Below are 19,464 nucleotides of genomic sequence, written 5' to 3'. Positions count from 1 at the left end.
GGAAGCTTTTTTTATACTTTTTATTTAAGAAATCTGTTTATATTTGAAGATAAAAAACCGCATTTTGAAAGCAAAAATTACTGTCTTAATCCTATTATATTTTTTTTCGTTCCCGCTTTATTCTCAAGAGTTACTTCCATTTGTCGAAAATTACAGCAAATCTGATTATCAGGGAGATAATCAGATTTGGAATGTTGCGCAAGGGAATGATGATGCCATGTATTTTGCCAATAATTATTATTTGTTACGTTACGATGGCGTAAAATGGGAGAAATATACGTTGCCTAACAAAACAATAATTCGGTCTATAATGGTTGATGGAGATAAGATTTACTCTGGATCTTATAAAGAATTTGGATATTGGTTTCGAAAAGATGGAAAGATGCATTATGTTTCTATTTCCAAAGGCAATAAGGTTTTTGATGAAAACAACAATGAAGAAATTTGGAAGATATTTAAGTTTAATAACAAAATTTACTTTCAGTCCTTCAATGGGCTTTTTCTGTATGATGGAAAAGGTATTAAAGAAAATAAATTTGATTTTTTGATTTCCTATTGCTTTCCAGTTGGCAATGAATTGTTAGTTGCTTCAGTTGAGAAAGGAATTTATAAAATAAAGAATTCAAAAATCGAAAAAGTAAAAGAATGGGCTGTTTTAGAGAATAATGTTATTCATGCCATTCAAAAACACCAAAATAAAATTTATTTTTTCACTAAAAAAAATGGAGTTTATGTTTTGGAAAATAATGTTTTAAGTCCTTGGAAAAATCCCTTAAATGACATTTTGAAAGTCGCAAACATCAATGTTGCCCAGTTTATAAAAAGCAATAAACTTGTAATAGGAACAGCAAATAAAGGAGTTTATGTTCTCGATTTAAATGACGGTTCTTATAAAAACATCAATAGAAATAATGTCTTGATGAACAATTCTATTTTAAGTATCGGTCAGGACAAAGAGAATGATTTATGGTTGGGACTCGATAATGGTATTGCACATATCGAAGTCAATTCTCCTACTTCAATTTTTTATGATAGTTCCGGTATTTTAGGTTCTGTTTATTCTGTTGCCAGCACTCCAAAAGGTTATTTAATGGCTTCAAATCATGGTGTTTTTAAATATGAAGACAAACAACTTTCATTGATTCCAAATACACAAGGACAAGCCTGGAATATCAGTAAAATAAATAACAAATATCTTATAGGTCACAACGAAGGAACTTTTGTTTATGATAATGGATTATTTTATAAATTAAGTACGGTAAATGGAGGTTGGAATTTAGCAAAAAGCAGTATTAACAATTCCTATTTGCAAGCCACATACAGCGGTGTAATTATCTATAATGATGCTAATGACTTAAAGCAAAATATTGTTTTAAAAAAGATTTTGAAACCTATAAAATATGTTGCTCAAAACAGGAAAAATGAAATTTGGGCAGCGGATAATAATAGGGGGTTGTATCGAATTCTTTATAATGATGCCTATGAAACAGTACGTGTTGATAATATTACCCAGCGCAGTAAAATAAGTAATGATTTTGGTGTGAAAATATTTGAGTTCAGAAATGAAATTCTTTTTTTGATTAATAAATCATGGTATACCTACAATTCAATAACGAATCAATTAGAAGGAAATGAATTGTTTAACAGCAATTTCCAAAACGTATCAGATATTGTTACCATTGATGAAAACAATTTCATGGTACTTCAGGGAGGACTTTTGTATCATGTTTACACTAATGATAATCAATTCATAAAGAATAGCATTCAAGAAAAATATTATAAAGGAAAAATCATCAATGATAATTTGAAAGTATTTAAAAATAATAATAGTTATCTACTAAACCTGGATGATGGTTTTATCTCACTTCAATTAAATTATAAAAATAAGCAAACAAGCAATATAAAGATAGAAGCTTTTAACGATGGCCTTTTAGTAGAAAACACATCAAAAATTAAGCATAATTCAGAGCTTAGAATACATGTGATATCTGGAATTTATGGAGCTACAAAACCGGATTTGTTTTATAAAATTAATGGTACGAAAGAATTCATTCCTATAAACGAAGGACTGATTGTTTTAAATAATTTTATTAGTGGTTCACACGATGTAACAATTTATCGTAACGATGGATCGCATTATATCAAAGTATCCAGTTTTCAGTTTATTGTTGCAAATGCATGGTATTTTTCTTTTTGGATGATTCTGGTATACCTGATTTTTATAGGTTTGATACTATACCTATATTATAAATGGAATAAGATGAAATACATTCAGAAACTGAAATTACAAGAGGAAGAATTAAAGCATCAAAAGGAAATTCTGGAAATGGAATTAAAAGCCGAAAACGAGTTGAATGTACAAGAATATGAAAAACACATTCTAGAATTAGAGTTACAGTCAAAATCATCAGAAGTTGCCGGAAAATCGCTTTCTATTGCGAAACAAAGTGAAATGATAGAGAATATTCAGGGAATTTTAGATGCTGAAACGGATTTTAATAAATTAAAAAGCGAGATCAAAAAAGCCATAAAAATCAATGCTGTTAATAAACATGAATGGGAAACATTTGAAACAAATTTGAATCAAATTCATAATGAGTTTATAATTAATCTTTCTAAGAAATTTCCAAACCTTACTTCAAAGGATGTTAAGCTTTGTGTTTATTTAAAAATGAATCTTTCTTCCAAAGAAATTGCGCCAATGATGAATATCTCTTTCAGAGGTGTTGAACTGCATCGCTATCGTTTGAGAAAGAAATTAAACTTGGTTCAGGATGAAAATCTTTCCAAATTTTTATTAACGATATAAATCAGCCTCTATTTTTATAGATATTATATTATTTCAATTAAATTTTTGCGAAATTCTACTACATCATTACTACATCATAACGATGTAGTACGCTACTCATATCCCTCTCTTAGTGGCTTTGAAATATAGATTTCTTACTGTATTTTACTATTTTGATGTATTCATGTAGTAACTCCGTTATGATTACTATAACGTTGTAATTATCTAATTTGGTCCCACTAACTTTAACAAATTATTAATATATGAGAAATTTTATTTTTAGCTTTTTAGCACTCATTTTACTTCCGGCTTATATGTCTGGACAAGTAATTAAAGGGAAAGTATCGGATAAGAATGGAATTGGGATTCCTGCAGCAATGATTGTTGCTGCCGATTCTAAAACTTCGGCTGATACTGATTTTGACGGTAATTTTAATATCAAAGCCAAAATAGGTGAGGTACTTAAAATAAGTATGGTAGGTTTTGATGCTTTATCAGTAAAGGTTACTTCTGAAAATATGAGTATCACTTTAAATGAATCTAAAGACACTGAATTGAAAGAAGTAGTTGTCATAGGTTATGGATCGAGAAAAAAGATTGATAATACCACTTCAATTACTTCATTGAAAGCGGAGGAAATATCTAAAACTAAAGTTTTAAATGCTTCTCAAGCTATCCAAGGTAAAGCAGCAGGTGTTCAAGTTATTTCTTCTGATTTACCAGGAAGTTCACCTTCTGTAGTTATTAGAGGTTTAGGTACTGCCATTGGTGGTAGATCTCCTTTGTATATTGTTGATGGTATGCCTACCGAGAATATCAATAACATTAATACTAATGATATAACTTCTTATGAGATTTTGAAGGATGCTTCTGCATTGGCTATTTACGGTACTAGAGCTGCAAATGGGGTAATTATTGTTACTACTAAAAAAGGGAAAGGCGATAGAGTGACTGTTGAGGTAGAAAGTTTTTCTGGTTTTAGAAAGCCATTACGAACAGTTAAAATGGCGGGAAGTGATCCGTATGCACGTTATTCTAATGCTGCTTTAGGAACTTCAACTTTTTCTGAAAATCAACCAGTGAATACGAACTGGTTTGATGCTATTACTAGAACAGGATCTTATACTCAAAATAATGCTTCTATTTCTGGAGCGACGGAGAATATAAAATATTTTTTTAGTGTAGGTAACTATGAAGAAAAAGCAATTTTGAATGGTCTTGATTATAGTCGTTTTACTTTTAGAAATAACAATGAATATAAAATTTCTAAAAAATTGACATTGAATCAAAACCTTAGTTTTACATCAGCTAATTCATCCCCAAAACCATTAGGTGCTTTTACAAATGCATACAAACAATCTCCAATTGTTCCGGTTCGTTTTGCATCAGGACAATATGGTGTTCCTTTTGTAGATGCTAATGGAGTTGCAAGTACTAGTGGTTCTTCATTTAATAATGTAGGGAATCCTGTAGCTCAATTGGATTTTTACAATGAGCAACAACGTAGCGTAACTTTACAAGGTGGTTTAAAATTAGATTATGAAATTCTAAAAGGATTAAAATTCACCTCTCAATTTAATGGGGAATATTATTCTTGGAAACAATATAACTACGAGGACACTAAAAATATTTGGTTAGCTGCAGATCCAACTCGTGATGTTGCTAATTATTCTTCTACTTCAAATAATAATTTATTGACCAGAGGTAGAGAGCAGTATTTCAATTGGAATTTATCAAACTATTTTACTTACAACAAAATATTTGGTGAAATTCATGATATTGAGTTAACTGCTGGTATGGAAACATCTGTAAAAGGACCAAGAGAAAAACTTACCATTGTTAGAAAAAATGTTAATGCCAGTTCTAATTATTGGTCACTTGAAGGTGTTGATTATGTAGGAAACATTACTAGTTTGTTAGATGTGACTTATGATCAAACGAAATTAGCTTCCTATTTTGGTCGTTTCCAATATAAATTGATGGATAAATACTTATTTACAGGAACAATTAGACGCGATGGTTCATCTAATTTTGCTAAAGATTATCGTTGGGGTACTTTTCCTGCTTTTGGTTTAGGCTGGGTTATTACCAAAGAGGATTTTATGGCTAATGTTAAAACAATCAACGTATTGAAATTAAGAGGTGGTTGGGGTAAACTAGGAAATCAAAATGTTCCACTTAATAATCAATCATATGCATCTGGACTTAATAGTTATTTAGGCGGTTCTATCTTGAATGAAGGAACAACGATTAATTCACAAATTGATCCAAGTTTATCTTGGGAAGTTACAGAGGAAACTTCTTTAGGTCTTGATTTTGAATTATTGGACAACAAATTAAAAGGATCTTTTGATGTATATAATAAAAAAACAGATAATGTTATTTTATATGTAAGACCTTATTCAACTTCAGGTATCAGTGTAGCTACACCAGCGCATGTAGGTGAAGTTTCAAATAAAGGTTATGAAATTTCTCTACGTTGGGATGATAAAATATCGGATAATTTAAGTTACTGGGTAGGTGGAAATTTCTCTAATAATAAAAATGAACTTTCACGCTTAAAAGGTGTAAATCTTTCTCCAGAAGTAGGCGGAAACTTAGGGAATGGTCAAGATACTAAATTACTTGATAATTCTTCTGTAGGTCAACCATTAGGTAGTTTTTATTTATATCAATATGCTGGAATAGATCCTTCAAACGGCAAAATGCTATATTATAATGCCAGTGGTGCCAAAGTAACTCAAGATGCTTTGTCTGCTACAGCTGATAAAAAATATGTTGGTTCTATTTTACCTACATCTAATTATGGTTTAAGCTTAGGGTTAAACTATAAAAACTTTGATTTTTCTGTTGATGGCTACGGTACTAGTGGTGCAAAAGTGTACAATGGTAAAAAAGCACAACGTTTTACAGGAGAAAATATTGAGCAATCTGTAGCGACTAATTTCTGGTCAGCTTCAAATACAACAGCTTCAAATCCGGCTCCATTTAATCAAGTTCCTGTAGCTTCTACTTATTATATGGAATCTGGAGATTTCTTCAGAGTTAATAATATTAGTTTGGGATACAAACTTCCTTTGGCAGAAAATGGTTTCTTGAACTATTGTCGAGTATATGTAAATGCAATTAATCCGTTTATAACTCAAAAATTCTCAGGTTTTTCTCCTGAACTTAACGGTGATGGTAATCCTTACCGTAGCCAAGGTGTTGAACTGGATGCCTATCCTACACTACGCTCTTTAGTGATTGGAGCTAATTTAAAATTTTAATATTATGAAAAAGATATATATATCAATGTTTGTATTATCGGCTCTCTTCTTTACAGGTTGTGCGGATGATTATTTAGATGTAAATCAAACTCAGTCTATCTCTACAAAAGATATCGAGTTGTTTAATAATGATGCTGGTGCAGCCACTTTTGTAACTGCTATTTACAGTAAGTTTTTAAACTGGGATATGAGTTCATTTGGTTGGATTGGTTTAGCAAGTATTACTTCTGATGATGCTGACAAAGGATCATCTCCCGGAGATACAGGTAGTGATAAAGATGTTTTGGATGCACTAACATATAACTCGTCAAACCCATCTGCTGAGAGTACTTTTAATGCTAATTATGACGGAATTAACAGATGCAATCAAGCCTTAGATATTTTACCTAAGCTTGATAAAGCAGATGCTAATTTAAGAACAAGATTAATGGGTGAAGCTAAGTTTTTAAGAGCTTTTATGTATTTTACTTTGGTGAAATGTTATGGTGGAGTTCCAATCGTGGATCACTTACCAAATCCAGTTTCTGATGACGATCAAAAAATGTTGCTTACTCGTAAAACTGCTGCTGAAGTGTATGCTTTTATCGAAAGTGATTTGGCTGATGCTATTGCGGCATTACCAAATAAAGCTGCTTATGCTGCCGATGAGAAAGCAAGAGCTTCAAAAGGTGCCGCTTATGCTTTATTAGCAAAAGTGAATTTGTATCAAAAAAATTGGCAAAAAGTGGTAGACAACTGTAATCTAGTTACGGGATACTCTATTTCACCTGATTACGCTAAAATGTTCCGATTAGAAGGGGAAAATGATGCTGAATCGATATTTGAAATTAATGGTGTTGGTTCTGTTCCTGCTAAAGGAATTGAAGGATATTCTGCTTCTCAAGGTGCTCGTGGCGCTGGAGGATGGGGTTGGGGATTCAATACGCCGTCGCAAAGCTTATTAAATGCTTACGAAGCTGGTGATCTTAGAAAAAATGCAACTATTATTTTTAGAGGAACTACTTTATATGATGGTAGAGAGGTACCAAATACTGTTGAAAATCCAATGTATAATTTTAAAGCATATTCTTCACAATATACTGATGGATGGGAAACGGATGCAAACATTAAATACTTGCGATATGCTGAAGTAGTATTGATGAAAGCAGAGGCGTTGAATGAATTAGGTCAAACAGCACAAGCTATTCCGTTGTTAAACCAAATTAGAAATAGAGCTGGATTAGGAGTTACTACTGCAGTTTCTCAAGTTGATGTAAGAACTGCTATTTGGAAAGAAAGAAGAGTAGAGTTGGCTTTTGAATTTGACAGATTCTTTGATTTAGTTCGTACAGGTCAGGCAAAAGCAGCTTTTGCAATTGATGGTAAAACGTTTACTGAGGGTAAAAATGAGTTATTCCCTATTCCAGATTCGTTTATAAGACAATCCAAAGGGATGTCAAGCCAAAATCTAGGTTACTAATTAAAAAACACTCCTTATTTCTTATTTTTTTTAGAAGTAAGGAGTGTATATTTTTATAAATATTATAAAATTTCCAAATGATTAAAATTATAGTTTCATTCCTGATTTTTACTTTTTTAGGCTGTGCATCCTCTGCAGATAAGCCAAATACAAGTATAGTTGTAAGTCCACCTGCTACAGCATTAACAGATGAGGAACTTATAGATATCGTGCAGAAGCAAACATTTGCTTATTTCTGGGATTATGCTGAACCTAATTCAGGGATGGCTAGAGAACGGTATCATCCTAATGGAATTTATCCTGAAAATGATGCGAATATAGTAACAACAGGAGGGTCTGGTTTTGGGCTTATGGCTCTTGTTTCGGCAATGTCTAGAGGTTATATAACTAAAGAACAAGGTATAGCTAGACTGAATAAAATTGAAAATTTTCTAGTTAATGCAGATCGTTTTCATGGAGCATGGTCACATTGGATTGATGGAAATACGGGAAAAGTAAAACCGTTTGGAATAAAGGATAATGGTGGTGATTTAGTAGAAACTTCTTTTTTGGCAGCAGGAATTATTACCGTTAGAGAATATCTTAAAAATGGAACTAAAGAGGAGCAATTATTAGCTCAAAAATACGATACTCTTTGGAAAGGTATTGATTGGGAATGGTATACTAATAATCAAAATAAATTATTTTGGCATTGGTCACCTAATTATAACTGGGATATGAATTTTGCCTTGGAAGGTTATAATGAATGTTTGATCACTTATGTTATGGCTGCAGCATCACCAACTCATGCAATTGACCCAGTTGCTTATCATCAAGGCTGGGCGAGGGGTGGAGGTATCGTTTCGACTAAAACCAAATATAATTTGCCATTAATTTTAAAACATAATGGGGCAGAAGAGTTTGGAGGTCCATTATTTTGGGCTCACTATTCTTATTTAGGACTTGACCCAAATCAATTGACAGATCAGTATGCAAATTATTGGGATCTGAATTACAATCAAGTCAAAATTGATTATTTATATTGTATTGCAAACCCTAAAAAATATGAAGGATATAGTCCCAATTATTGGGGATTAACCGCTTCTTATTCTCGAAATGGTGATGAATCAATAGGTTATGATGCACACATGCCAAGCAATGATAAAGGAGTTATTTCTCCTACAGCGGCGATAAGTTCTATTGTATACACACCTGCAGAATCTAATGCTTTCATACGAAATTTATATGAGAATTATAAAACGGATACTTGGGGTGTTGCCGGATTTTATGATGCTCATAGTTTACAATTCAAGTGGACAGCTCAACGTTATTTAGCAATCGATCAAGGACCTGAAATGGTTATGTTAGAGAACTATCGTACGGGTTTATTATGGAAGTTATTTATGAATGCACCAGAGGTAAAACAAGGTTTAATTAAATTGGGATTTCATTCCGGGAAATATAATTTTTAAAGAATTATGAAATATACAATTATAATAATTGCCTTTTTGTTTTCATGGAATGCCTTTTCACAATCGGAGGTAAACGGGAAAATGAAAACCGAAATCGTGCAAAAACACGAAATGGGTTATGCATTGCACATTCCGGCGAATACTAAAGATAAAAAGCCTTTGATTATTTTTCTTCATGGTTCAGGTGAAAAAGGAACTGATATCGAAAAAGTAAAAATTCATGGACCTTTTAAATACATTAAAAACCACGAACTCGATGCATACATTTTGGCACCGCAATGCCCTGAAAACGAAGAATGGAATAATGAGGTATTGTACCGTTTGATTTTAAAAATTCAAAAAGAAAACAATATTGATCCAAACCGAATTTACCTTACCGGATTGAGTTTAGGTGGCTGGGGAACTTGGAATCTGGCTTTTGCACATCCTGATATGTTTGCTGCAATAGTTCCAATTTCGGGATTTGTAGATTTGATTCAATTAGAAGAAGCGTGTAAAATTGCGGCAATTCCTACTCGGGCTTTTCACGGTTTGATGGATGATGTTGTAAATCCAGATTATGCAATAGCCATTTATAAAGAACTAAAAAAGTGTAATGGTAATGTCGAACTAACCATCTTTGATGATGCAGGTCATGACAGTTGGTCAAGAGTATATGACAACCAAGAAATTTACGATTGGATGTTTAAACAAATAAAAAAATAAAAAATGAAAATTAAGCTAATTATACTTCTCTTAGGTTTTTCTCTTTTTGGTTACAGCCAAAAAAAGACTGCTAAAAAGACGGTTAAAATTAAACCCAAAACTGAATTTGTAGCAGAGTTACTTTCGAAAATGACTTTGGAAGAAAAAATAGGGCAATTGAATTTGCCTACTTCGGGCGATATTACAACTGGAGCTGCCAATAGTTCCAATGTAGCTAAAAATATTGAAGAAGGTAAAGTAGGTGGTTTATTCAATATAAAGTCAGTTCAGAAAATTAAAGAAGTACAAAAGATTGCGGTTGAAAAAAGCCGATTGAAAATCCCATTACTTTTTGGAATGGACGTAATTCATGGCTATGAAACGACTTTTCCTATTCCTCTTGGATTGTCTTGTACCTGGGACATGAAACTGATTGAAAGAAGTGCTCAAATTGCAGCTCAGGAAGCTAGTGCTGATGGAATCAACTGGACTTTTTCTCCTATGGTTGATATTTCTCGCGATCCGCGTTGGGGAAGAGTTTCTGAAGGTTCGGGTGAAGACCCTTTTTTGGGAAGCCAAATTGCAAAAGCAATGGTTCATGGATACCAACAAGATGATTTGTCAAAAAACAATACCATTTTATCCTGTGTAAAACATTTTGCCTTATATGGTGCGCCTGAGGCAGGACGTGATTACAATACGGTTGATATGAGTCACATAAAAATGTACAATGATTATTTTCCTCCCTACAAAGCAGCTGTTGATGCGGGCGTAGGTTCAGCGATGGCATCTTTTAATGAAATTGACGGAATTCCGGCAACTGGAAACAAATGGTTGATGACTGATGTGTTGAGAAAACAATGGGGTTTTAAAGGTTTTGTAGTTACTGATTTCACAGGAATTCCTGAAATGATTCAACACGGAATGGGCGATTTGCAAACTGTTTCTGCGTTGGCTTTAAATGCAGGAGTTGAAATGGATATGGTCGGAGAGGGATTCCTCACTACTTTAAAAAAATCATTAGATGAAGGAAAAGTTAGTATTGAAACAATTGATAATGCGGTTCGACTTATATTGAATGCCAAATATGATTTAGGATTGTTTCAAGATCCTTACAAATATTGTGATGTAAAAAGAGCAAAAACAGAAATTTTCACAAGCAGTAATAGAGCCGAAGCCAGAAAAATTGCTGCTCAATCTTTGGTTTTACTTAAAAACCAAAACCAATTACTTCCTTTAAAAAAATCAGGAACTGTTGCCGTGATAGGACCTTTGGCTGATGCCAAAGAAAATATGGCGGGTACTTGGAGTGTTGCAACTAATATGCAAACATCGGTTTCATTAGTAGCCGGAATCAAAGAAGTAGTTGGAACTACTGCAAAAGTGCTTTATGCTAAAGGAAGTAATTTAGATTATGATGCAGCTTTCGAGGAAAAAGCGACCATGTTTGGAAAAACCTTGCACCGCGATAGCAGAACTACTGAAGAATTATTGGCAGAAGCTTTGAAAATTGCCAATCAATCCGATGTGATTATTGCAGCAATTGGGGAATCAGCAGAAATGAGTGGAGAAAGCAGTAGCCGAACCAATCTTGAAATTCCACAAGCTCAAAAAGATTTATTACAAGCATTATTGAAAACAGGAAAACCAGTGGTTTTAGTTTTATTTGACGGTCGTCCGTTAGTTTTAAATCAAGAAAATGAAACTGTTCCGGCAATTCTTAATGTCTGGTTTGCAGGAAGTGAAGCAGGAAGTGCTATTGCTGACGTTTTGTTTGGAAACGAAAATCCTTCTGGAAAATTGACAGCTACTTTCCCTAGAAGTGTGGGGCAAGTACCTATTTATTACAATCAAAAAAATACAGGAAGACCATTAGGGAACAAAGAAGGAAAATTCGAAAAATTCAGGTCTAATTATATCGATGAAAGAAACGAGCCTTTATTTCCATTTGGTTTTGGATTGAGTTATACCACATTCGACTATTCGAATCTGAAAATTTCATCGGATAAAATTAATTTTAACCAAAAAGTAAATGTTACTGTTGCTGTTACCAATACTGGAAATTACGATGGTAAAGAAGTGGTTCAATTGTACATAAGAGATTTAGTGGGATCAGTTACAAGACCTATAAAAGAGTTGAAAGGATTTCAAAAAATTGCTCTTAAAAAAGGAGAAAAACAAACAGTGAATTTTGAAATTTCCGTTGAAGATTTGAAGTTTTATAATTCTGATTTACAATTTATTGCTGAACCGGGTGCGTTTCAAATTTTTGTTGGCACTGATTCTAATGCAGAGAAGAAAGTTAGTTTGGAGTTGATTAAATAAATTTGGTTTGTTTATTTAGTGACGACCCTTCGGTATTTATATCGAAGGGTTTTTTTTATAAAATAAAAGAAGATTTCTTTTATTTTGGCCTTTTGGGAACTATAGATTTTAGCTATATTCGTAAGTTCAAAAAAACATTCCAAATGAAATATTTAGTATCACTTTTATTTGTCTTTACCATAAGTATGTTACGTGCCCAAAACGTTCAATCTCCTTCTGGTAAAATTGCTGTTGATTTTAAATTAACAACTAACGGACAACCAATCTATTCAGTAAAGTATAAAGACAAAGCAGTCGTTAAGGAAAGTGCTTTGGGAATAAAACTAAAAGAAAAACCAGCCTTAGACGCTAATTTTGAAATTGCAGGTTCAAAATCAACAACTTTCAACGAATTATGGAAACCCGTTTTAGGAGAACAAGCTAATATAGTTAATCATTACAATGAACTTATTGTTTCTCTTATTCAAAAGGAAACGCATGTAAAAATGAATATCATTTTTAGAGCTTTTGATGAAGGAGTTGCTTTTAGATATGATTTTCCAAAACAAGCTGATTTAAATTATTTTATCATTTCAGATGAGGTTACTCAGTTTAATTTGACTGATAACAATAAAGTATTTTGGATTCCAGGAGATTTTGACAGTAATGAATATGAATACAATGAAACTAAATTTTCTGAAATTGACAATTCTAAAATAAATATGAACAACGGAATTGGAGTAAAAACAATTCCTGGTAAATACACTGTTCAAACACCCTTGATGATGAAATCGCCATCAGGATTGTATCTTAATATTTTTGAAGCTGCAGTAGTCAATTATCCCGTGATGCATTTGAATGTAGATGTCAACAACTTTAAATTGACAGCTCAATTAGTGCCAAATGCTATTGGTGATAAAGCCTATTTGCAAACTCCTTGCGTTTCACCTTGGAGGACCATTATGGTAAGTGATGATGCAAGAGATATTGTAAGTTCTAAAATGATTTTAAACCTAAATGAACCTTCTAAAATTGATGACACTTCTTGGATAAAACCAATGAAATATGTTGGGATTTGGTGGGAAATGCATGTTGGAAAATCGACTTGGGATTATGCAGGTTCTCAGAATGCTACTAACTTTGGAACAAAATTAGAAGCCTCAGGAAGACACGGAGCCACTACTGAAAATACTAAACGATACATTGATTTTGCTGCTAAAAACGGTTTCGATGGGGTGTTGGTTGAAGGTTGGGATGTAGGTTGGGAAGATTGGTCAGGAAACTGGAAAGAGGATGTTTTCGATTTTACAACACCATATCCGGATTTTGATATTGCTGCTATTTCGGCTTATGCCAAATCAAAAAACGTTAAAATGATTATGCATCATGAAACCTCAGGATCCGTTGCAAATTATGAACGTCATTTAGATCGCGCTTTTGATTTGATGAAAAAATACGATTATCCTGCAGTAAAAACGGGCTATGTGGGTAAAATTATACCTCGTGGAGAATTTCATGATGGCCAAACGATGGTGAACCACTTTAATTTTGTAGCAAGACGTGCTGCAGATTATAAATTGATGGTGAATTCGCATGAGTCTTCACACCCAACAGGTTACGGAAGAACGTATCCAAATTATGTTGCTGCCGAAGCCGCTCGTGGTACTGAATTTAATGCATGGAGTATAGGAAATCCACCAATGCACGAAACAATCTTACCATTTACAAGGCTTTTAGGAGGACCAATGGATTATACACCTGGAATTTTTGAAATAAAAATGAGTTATTATGACAAAAATAAAACCGAGCAAGTTCATACAACATTAGCAAAACAACTGGCTTTGTATGTAACAATGTATTCTCCAATCCAAATGGCAGCTGATTTACTTGAAAATTATGAAAAGTATCCAGATGCTTTCCAGTTTATTAAAGACGTAGCAGTAGATTGGGATGATAGTAAATACCTTCAAGCGGAGCCTGGAGATTATTTAACAATTGCAAGAAAAGCAAAAGGAAAAGAATCTTGGTTTCTAGGAGCTATAACGGATGAAAATGCTAGAAAAACAGAAATAAAATTAGACTTTCTTTCTAAAGGTAAAAAGTATAAAGCCATTATTTATGAAGATGCAAAAGATGCCGATTGGAAAAAGAATCCTATGGCTTATAAAATTAAAACGATGATAGTAACTAATAAATCTAAAATTAGGTTAAATCTGGCACCAGGTGGAGGAACAGCAATAAGTTTCGAACTAATTAATTAAATAGATAATCCTGCAAGTCTAAAATCTTGCAGGATTTTTTTTGATTTTTATTAAATAATTATTCAGGAATGTCGAACTTGGAATGAATATAAAAAAAAACTAAATTTCAATAATTTTTTGAATCACAATCAATCACGTATGAGAGAAAAAGCATTTTTGACGGTAGTATTGTTTACTGGAATTACCCTTTTTGCCCAGTCAAATGAAGAGAAAAAAATAAAAGAAATTTACAAATCATCATTAACCAATTCTAAATGTTATTCTTGGTTGGATTATTTATCTAATAAAATAGGTTCTCGTTTATCAGGATCAGCCAGTGCAGAGAAAGCGGTTCAATATACTAAAGCACAACTGGAAACACTGGGTTTAGATCGTGTTTATCTTCAGGAAGTGATGGTGCCAAAATGGGTTCGTGGTGAAAAAGAAACAGCCTATATTCAATATAATAAAACTAAAATAAATGTTCCTGTTTGTGCTTTAGGAGGGTCTGTTGCAACACCGAAAAATGGCCTTACTGCTGAAGTAATTGAAGTACAAAGTATTAAGGAATTAGAAATTTTAGGTAATAAAATAAAAGGAAAAATAGTGTTTTTTAATAGACCAATGGAGCCTGAAAATATTGAAACGTTTACTTCCTATGGCGGTTGTGTCGATCAAAGATATGCTGGTGCTAAAGAAGCTTCAAAATTTGGAGCTATAGGGACTATTGTTCGCTCCATGAATCTTAGATTAGATGATTTTCCTCATACAGGAGCACAAAGCTATGGTGATATTCCAAAATCACAATATATTCCTACGGCAGCTATAAGTACGAATGGAGCAGAATTGTTGAGCAAAACGTTAAAAAATAATCCAAATTTGAAGTTTCATTTGAAAATGTCATGCCTACAAATGGAAGACGCATTATCTTATAACGTAATTGGAGAAATAAAAGGAAGCGAATATCCGGAAAATATTATGGTTGTAGGCGGACATCTTGATTCTTGGGATTTAGCCGATGGTTCCCATGATGATGGAGCAGGAGTTGTTCAAAGTATGGAAGTGATAAATATCTTTAAAAACTTGCGTTACAAACCAAAAAATACCATCCGAGTAGTCCTTTTTATGAATGAAGAAAATGGAGGTAAGGATAGCTAAAAAACTATCCTTTCAATTATCGTATAATCATCAAACTTATTGCTGGTTGGTTGCTCCTCAGCAGAGCCAACTTCCTCTTCAATTTGATGCTGAAATATAAGCAATCTAAAATGAAAATTTACCAACCATTTTTGACCACATTACCTTAATACATAGTTTTGTAAAAGGACATAGTGGTTCAGATATTGAACCTTTAACCTCAAAAACAATTGTAAAAGCAGGATTAAAGCCAGATTCTCAGCGTTATTTTGATTATCACCATGCTCTTAACGATAAATTTGACGCGATTAATAAAAGAGAATTAGAATTAGGAGCTGCAACAATGGCATCTCTACTGTATTTGATAGATCAGAATGGTATAATAAAATAGAAAGACTTCAATTTTAGAAGGTGCTAAATTCTCAATATTTAAAAGAAATTGTGAATGTAGCACCTTCATTAATTTTACTTTCAACAGCAATTCGTCCGCCTAAGCTGGTGATGTGATTGTACACTAGATACAATCCAATGCCATTACTGTCAATATTACTGTGGAATTTTTCATACAACCCAAAAATTTTATCTTTTACTTTATCCAAATCGAAGCCAAGACCATTATCAGAAAAAATTAATTGGTTCACACCATTGACTTTTTTTGATTGGACAGAGATAATAGGAGCTAGATGTGGTTTAGAATATTTAATCGAATTGGTTAATAAATTCAAAAAAATACTTTTGATATACGCTCTGTTAAAAGTAATATTTTCAAATTCTGTAAAATCAATATTAATAATTGCTTTCGAATCACGTATTAGTGAATTTATAGAGCCGAGTACTTCATTAAGTGATTCATTTAAATTTACTTCTTCGATTTGAGTATGTACATTCTCATTTTTAACTAATTCATCAATCGAATCGTTTAAAGTCTGTTTTAAATTTTCACTGGTTAATTTAAGAATGTTAATTAATTCCAAGGTTTCCGGATCATTAATTTTAGAAATATCAATAAGACTAAAAACCGAAAGCATATTATTAATAGGGGACTTTAAATCATGGGAAGTTTTGTGTGATAAAACGGTAAGTTCTTTATTAATTTGTGTAAGATTTGTAAGAAGTAAATTTCGTTCTTCTTCCACTCTTTTTTTATGAGTAATGTTTTTAGCAATAGCATAAACTAATTTTTCATCTTCAACAGGCATTGATGTCCAAGATAACCATACAATGGCGCCACTTTTAGTTAAATAGCGATTTTCAAAATTTAAAAGCGGTTTGTTTTTATATACTTGTTCTCTGGTTTCGATAGTTATTTTAAGGTCTGGTGCATAAACAAAACTACTGATGGGGTGAGCATATAATTCCTCGTCTGAATACTCTAGTAATTTTGAAACAGCCGGATTTATTCTCTTGAAATAGCCATCAAATCCTGCAATGCAAATAAAATCAGCGGATATGTTAAAAAAATTATCGAAGTGATAGGTATGACCTGAATCAGGATTTCTTTTTTTTATAGTCATTGAGCTTAAAAGGTATTTGTTATTCTGACTTTATTAAGATACAAATTTTAAAAACTAAGCGCTAAATAGATTTTTTAAAATGCTAAACAAGTCTTAAAAATACAATTTTTATCTAAACTGAGGACTATTTTTTTTGTTAAATATCTTATGTATAATAGTGATTAATTTAATATAATTTTTTTTAAAAGGAATGAAAATAAAATAGATTAAAAGGGTATAATTGTTTAATAATGCCAGTATTTAAGATAAAACAAAGGGGAAACTATCAAAACGATGACAATCTCCCCTTGAGTATTATTTATTCTTACTTTTAAATCTTAAAAATTCCTCCAAAAGCAATTATTCTCTGAAAAAAGAAAAAATCCTGTGAAGCACTGTCTTCAGTACTTTGAGTGGTTCTTATATCCTGCATGTTAATGTATCCTCCTTTTAGCTCTCCTTGAACATAAAAATGTTTCAGGAAAGTAATATTTAAACCTGCTTTCAAAGAGGTTCCGTAACCAGATACATGAAAGTCATCGTGTCTCGGTTTACCCAAAAGAGTAGTATTCGTTTTTGGATATAACAATCCAACTCCAACTCCCTCAGTTAAATTAACTTGAATCTTATCAGTATTCCCAATTTTAAATAATGATGAAATGTCATCATGTCTTGAAAATTCCGTGTTTACATAATTTAATCCATCAGTATGCTCATACATTAGGAATGCTTCAGTCATAACAGTTGGTGTATTGTTGTAAACGCCATCATAAGGTGTATTTGCAGCAATTGTACCAGTCAGATTTGCTGTTTGCTCCTGTGTCATAACATATTTCATGTGATCAACACCAATAGCAATACTATAATGATCATTTATGAAATAACCCATCCTGAAATTAGTTTGAGGAATAGTCATTCTGGCGGGATTAATATAATCTACATGCCAACCTTTTGGTTTGTCATGTGCAACCATATTGTCGATTGTAAAATTATAATCTTTCCCTCTGAAAGTTACATCAGATTTGGTGTAACTATCTCTGTTTCCGCCCCACGACACAAAGAATTTTCCTTTGTTGTGGGCGGTATATTTATCTTGTATTTTAATTTGTTCTTGAGCAGTTGCGTTTATTGAAAAAATTATAAATAAGAATGCGGAATGTAAAAAATAACGTTTCAATGAATTGGGGACAATTTAGGTTTAAAATGTATTTATTGTTTTTCTTATAGCGACTAATTTGGTCATCAGACTTTCAAAATAATCTAAATGCAGCATATTTGCTCCATCACTTTTAGCATTAGCAGGGTCAAAATGAGTTTCGATAAAAATACCATCTACGCCTACAGCAATTCCTGCTTTGGCCACAGTTTCAATCATATCAGGTCTTCCGCCTGTTACTCCTGCAGTTTGATTGGGTTGTTGTAGCGAATGTGTAACATCAAGAACAGTTGTTGCATATTGCTGCATAGTAGGAATTCCTCTAAAATCCACAATCATGTCTTGGTATCCAAACATAGTTCCACGGTCCGTAACCATTACATTTTGATTGTTGCAATCCAAAACTTTTTGCACAGCATGTTTCATGCTTTCGGGACTCATAAACTGTCCTTTTTTCAAGTTTACAACCTTTCCAGTATTGGCAGCAGCTACGACCAGATCAGTTTGACGAACTAGAAAAGCAGGTATTTGCAATACATCTACATATTGAGCAGCCATTTCAGCATCTTCATTTGTATGGATGTCTGTTACTGTGGGAACACCAAAAGTTTCTGAAACTTTTCTAAGAATTTTTAACGCTTTTTCGTCTCCAATACCAGAAAAACTATCAATTCTGGAACGATTGGCTTTCTTGAAAGAACCTTTAAAAACAAATGGAATTTCAAGCTTATCAGTAATGCCTACCAGCTTTTCGGCAATACGCATTGCCATTTCTTCTCCTTCAATAGCACAAGGACCGGCAAGAAGAAAAAAGTTGCCACTATCAATATGTTTAATTAGTGGAATATGTTGTATGTTCATAAAAATTTATTTTTTGAAAGTACAAAGATAATTAGAAATAATGATTTAGTATTTTTTTGAAGCTATTTCCTGCTATCCGTTGCAATCTTTTCTTTTTTGAAAGAAAAAAAGAAAAGGATTTCCACTCTTATCAGGGCTAGGGCAGTCGTGTTTTATTTAATTCTTTTTTAAACTAAGACCAACAGGTACCATTAAAATTCCTTTTTCGTAAATATTCAAATAAAGTTTTATAGGTTTTTTTTGTCCTTCCCATTTTAGTTCATATACATCAAGGAAACCAGCACCTAAATCAGTTCTTTTAGTTGGAAATGGGCAACAACTTTCTAGTTTTGTGTAAGTAATTTTTTCTCCTTTTGGCCCTGCCAATGCATTCAAAAAACGCTCCTGATTAATCGTCTCGTTTGCCGTATTCCTATAAAAAATATTGATGGGATAATCTTGGTCGTAACCGTATTTTTTGTCCTTGCTGTATTCCGTAATTATAAAAGTATTATCATGCGTTAATATAAGGTTAGGGGCATTATCGTCAATGTTTTTCAAAGTAGATTTTCTACTTACACACGATGTGGCAACAATTAACAAGGCGACAAAAAGAATAATTTTTTTCATATTTTTTTATTTA

11 protein-coding genes and 1 pseudogene are annotated in these 19,464 nt (G+C 32.7%); 8 read left to right on the top strand and 4 right to left on the bottom strand.

The genetic code is table 11. The features are described 5' to 3' along the window. Positions 1-64: 64 nt before the first annotated feature. The 8 genes and pseudogenes from T410_RS14465 (at position 65) to T410_RS14430 (ending at position 15,723) form a co-directional block, all read left to right on the top strand. Complete coding sequence (locus tag T410_RS14465) at positions 65-2,809, top strand: histidine kinase (RefSeq protein WP_035673057.1); 2,745 nt, start codon at positions 65-67, stop codon at positions 2,807-2,809. Between the two features lie 242 nt (positions 2,810-3,051). Continuing rightward, the gene (locus tag T410_RS14460; RefSeq protein ID WP_035673055.1) at positions 3,052-6,057 is read left to right on the top strand and encodes a SusC/RagA family TonB-linked outer membrane protein; all 3,006 of its coding nucleotides are present in this window, start codon (positions 3,052-3,054) and stop codon (positions 6,055-6,057) included. A gap of 4 nt (positions 6,058-6,061) precedes the next feature. Then, positions 6,062-7,516 (top strand): RagB/SusD family nutrient uptake outer membrane protein, encoded by a 1,455-nt coding sequence (locus tag T410_RS14455; protein WP_051929441.1) that lies wholly within the window; start codon positions 6,062-6,064, stop codon positions 7,514-7,516. A gap of 77 nt (positions 7,517-7,593) precedes the next feature. Beyond that, complete coding sequence (locus T410_RS14450; RefSeq protein ID WP_035673050.1) at positions 7,594-8,967, top strand: glucoamylase family protein; 1,374 nt, start codon at positions 7,594-7,596, stop codon at positions 8,965-8,967. A gap of 6 nt (positions 8,968-8,973) precedes the next feature. Next, positions 8,974-9,672 carry a prolyl oligopeptidase family serine peptidase gene (locus tag T410_RS14445; protein ID WP_035673047.1) on the top strand — a complete coding sequence of 233 codons (699 nt, stop codon included), beginning with the start codon at positions 8,974-8,976 and terminating at the stop codon, positions 9,670-9,672. A 3-nt stretch (positions 9,673-9,675) separates the two neighbouring features. Then, a complete protein-coding gene (gene bglX / locus T410_RS14440) occupies positions 9,676-11,976 on the top strand; it encodes a beta-glucosidase BglX (RefSeq protein WP_035673044.1) in 2,301 nt (766 codons plus the stop codon). Between the two features lie 143 nt (positions 11,977-12,119). Continuing rightward, positions 12,120-14,216, top strand: a complete 2,097-nt coding sequence (locus T410_RS14435; RefSeq protein ID WP_035674651.1) for a glycoside hydrolase family 97 protein — start codon at positions 12,120-12,122, stop codon at positions 14,214-14,216. A gap of 138 nt (positions 14,217-14,354) precedes the next feature. After that, positions 14,355-15,723, top strand: a pseudogene (locus T410_RS14430) (M28 family peptidase). 31 nt (positions 15,724-15,754) lie between these two features. Here the strand turns inward: T410_RS14430 and T410_RS14425 are convergent. The 4 genes from T410_RS14425 to T410_RS14410 form a co-directional block, all read right to left on the bottom strand. After that, a complete protein-coding gene (locus tag T410_RS14425) occupies positions 15,755-16,846 on the bottom strand; it encodes a PAS domain-containing sensor histidine kinase (protein WP_035673041.1) in 1,092 nt (363 codons plus the stop codon). Between the two features lie 310 nt (positions 16,847-17,156). Continuing rightward, a complete protein-coding gene (locus tag T410_RS14420) occupies positions 17,157-18,002 on the bottom strand; it encodes a hypothetical protein (RefSeq protein WP_035673038.1) in 846 nt (281 codons plus the stop codon). A 21-nt stretch (positions 18,003-18,023) separates the two neighbouring features. Beyond that, positions 18,024-18,842 carry a 3-deoxy-8-phosphooctulonate synthase gene (gene kdsA, locus T410_RS14415; RefSeq protein ID WP_035673035.1) on the bottom strand — a complete coding sequence of 273 codons (819 nt, stop codon included), beginning with the start codon at positions 18,840-18,842 and terminating at the stop codon, positions 18,024-18,026. Positions 18,843-18,998: 156 nt separating this feature from the next. Continuing rightward, positions 18,999-19,451, bottom strand: a complete 453-nt coding sequence (locus T410_RS14410) for a hypothetical protein (RefSeq protein ID WP_035673032.1) — start codon at positions 19,449-19,451, stop codon at positions 18,999-19,001. Between the last annotated feature and the right edge of the window lie 13 nt (positions 19,452-19,464).

The sequence above is a fragment of the Flavobacterium sp. 83 genome (assembly GCF_000744835.1).
Lineage (GTDB): Bacteria > Bacteroidota > Bacteroidia > Flavobacteriales > Flavobacteriaceae > Flavobacterium.
Note: the sequence above shows the minus strand (reverse complement) of the source record. Positions and strands in the feature narration are given on the sequence as shown.

Bases quoted from the DNA above. Each gene is read 5' to 3' on its own strand.
- T410_RS14435 (WP_035674651.1), top strand. From the start codon at position 12,120: ATGAAATATTTAGTATCACTTTTATTTGTCTTTACCATAAGTATGTTA.
- T410_RS14445 (WP_035673047.1), top strand. From the start codon at position 8,974: ATGAAATATACAATTATAATAATTGCCTTTTTGTTTTCATGGAATGCC.
- bglX (WP_035673044.1), top strand. From the start codon at position 9,676: ATGAAAATTAAGCTAATTATACTTCTCTTAGGTTTTTCTCTTTTTGGT.
- T410_RS14410 (WP_035673032.1), bottom strand. From the start codon at position 19,451: ATGAAAAAAATTATTCTTTTTGTCGCCTTGTTAATTGTTGCCACATCG.
- T410_RS14455 (WP_051929441.1), top strand. From the start codon at position 6,062: ATGAAAAAGATATATATATCAATGTTTGTATTATCGGCTCTCTTCTTT.
- T410_RS14460 (WP_035673055.1), top strand. From the start codon at position 3,052: ATGAGAAATTTTATTTTTAGCTTTTTAGCACTCATTTTACTTCCGGCT.
- kdsA (WP_035673035.1), bottom strand. From the start codon at position 18,842: ATGAACATACAACATATTCCACTAATTAAACATATTGATAGTGGCAAC.
- T410_RS14450 (WP_035673050.1), top strand. From the start codon at position 7,594: ATGATTAAAATTATAGTTTCATTCCTGATTTTTACTTTTTTAGGCTGT.
- T410_RS14425 (WP_035673041.1), bottom strand. From the start codon at position 16,846: ATGACTATAAAAAAAAGAAATCCTGATTCAGGTCATACCTATCACTTC.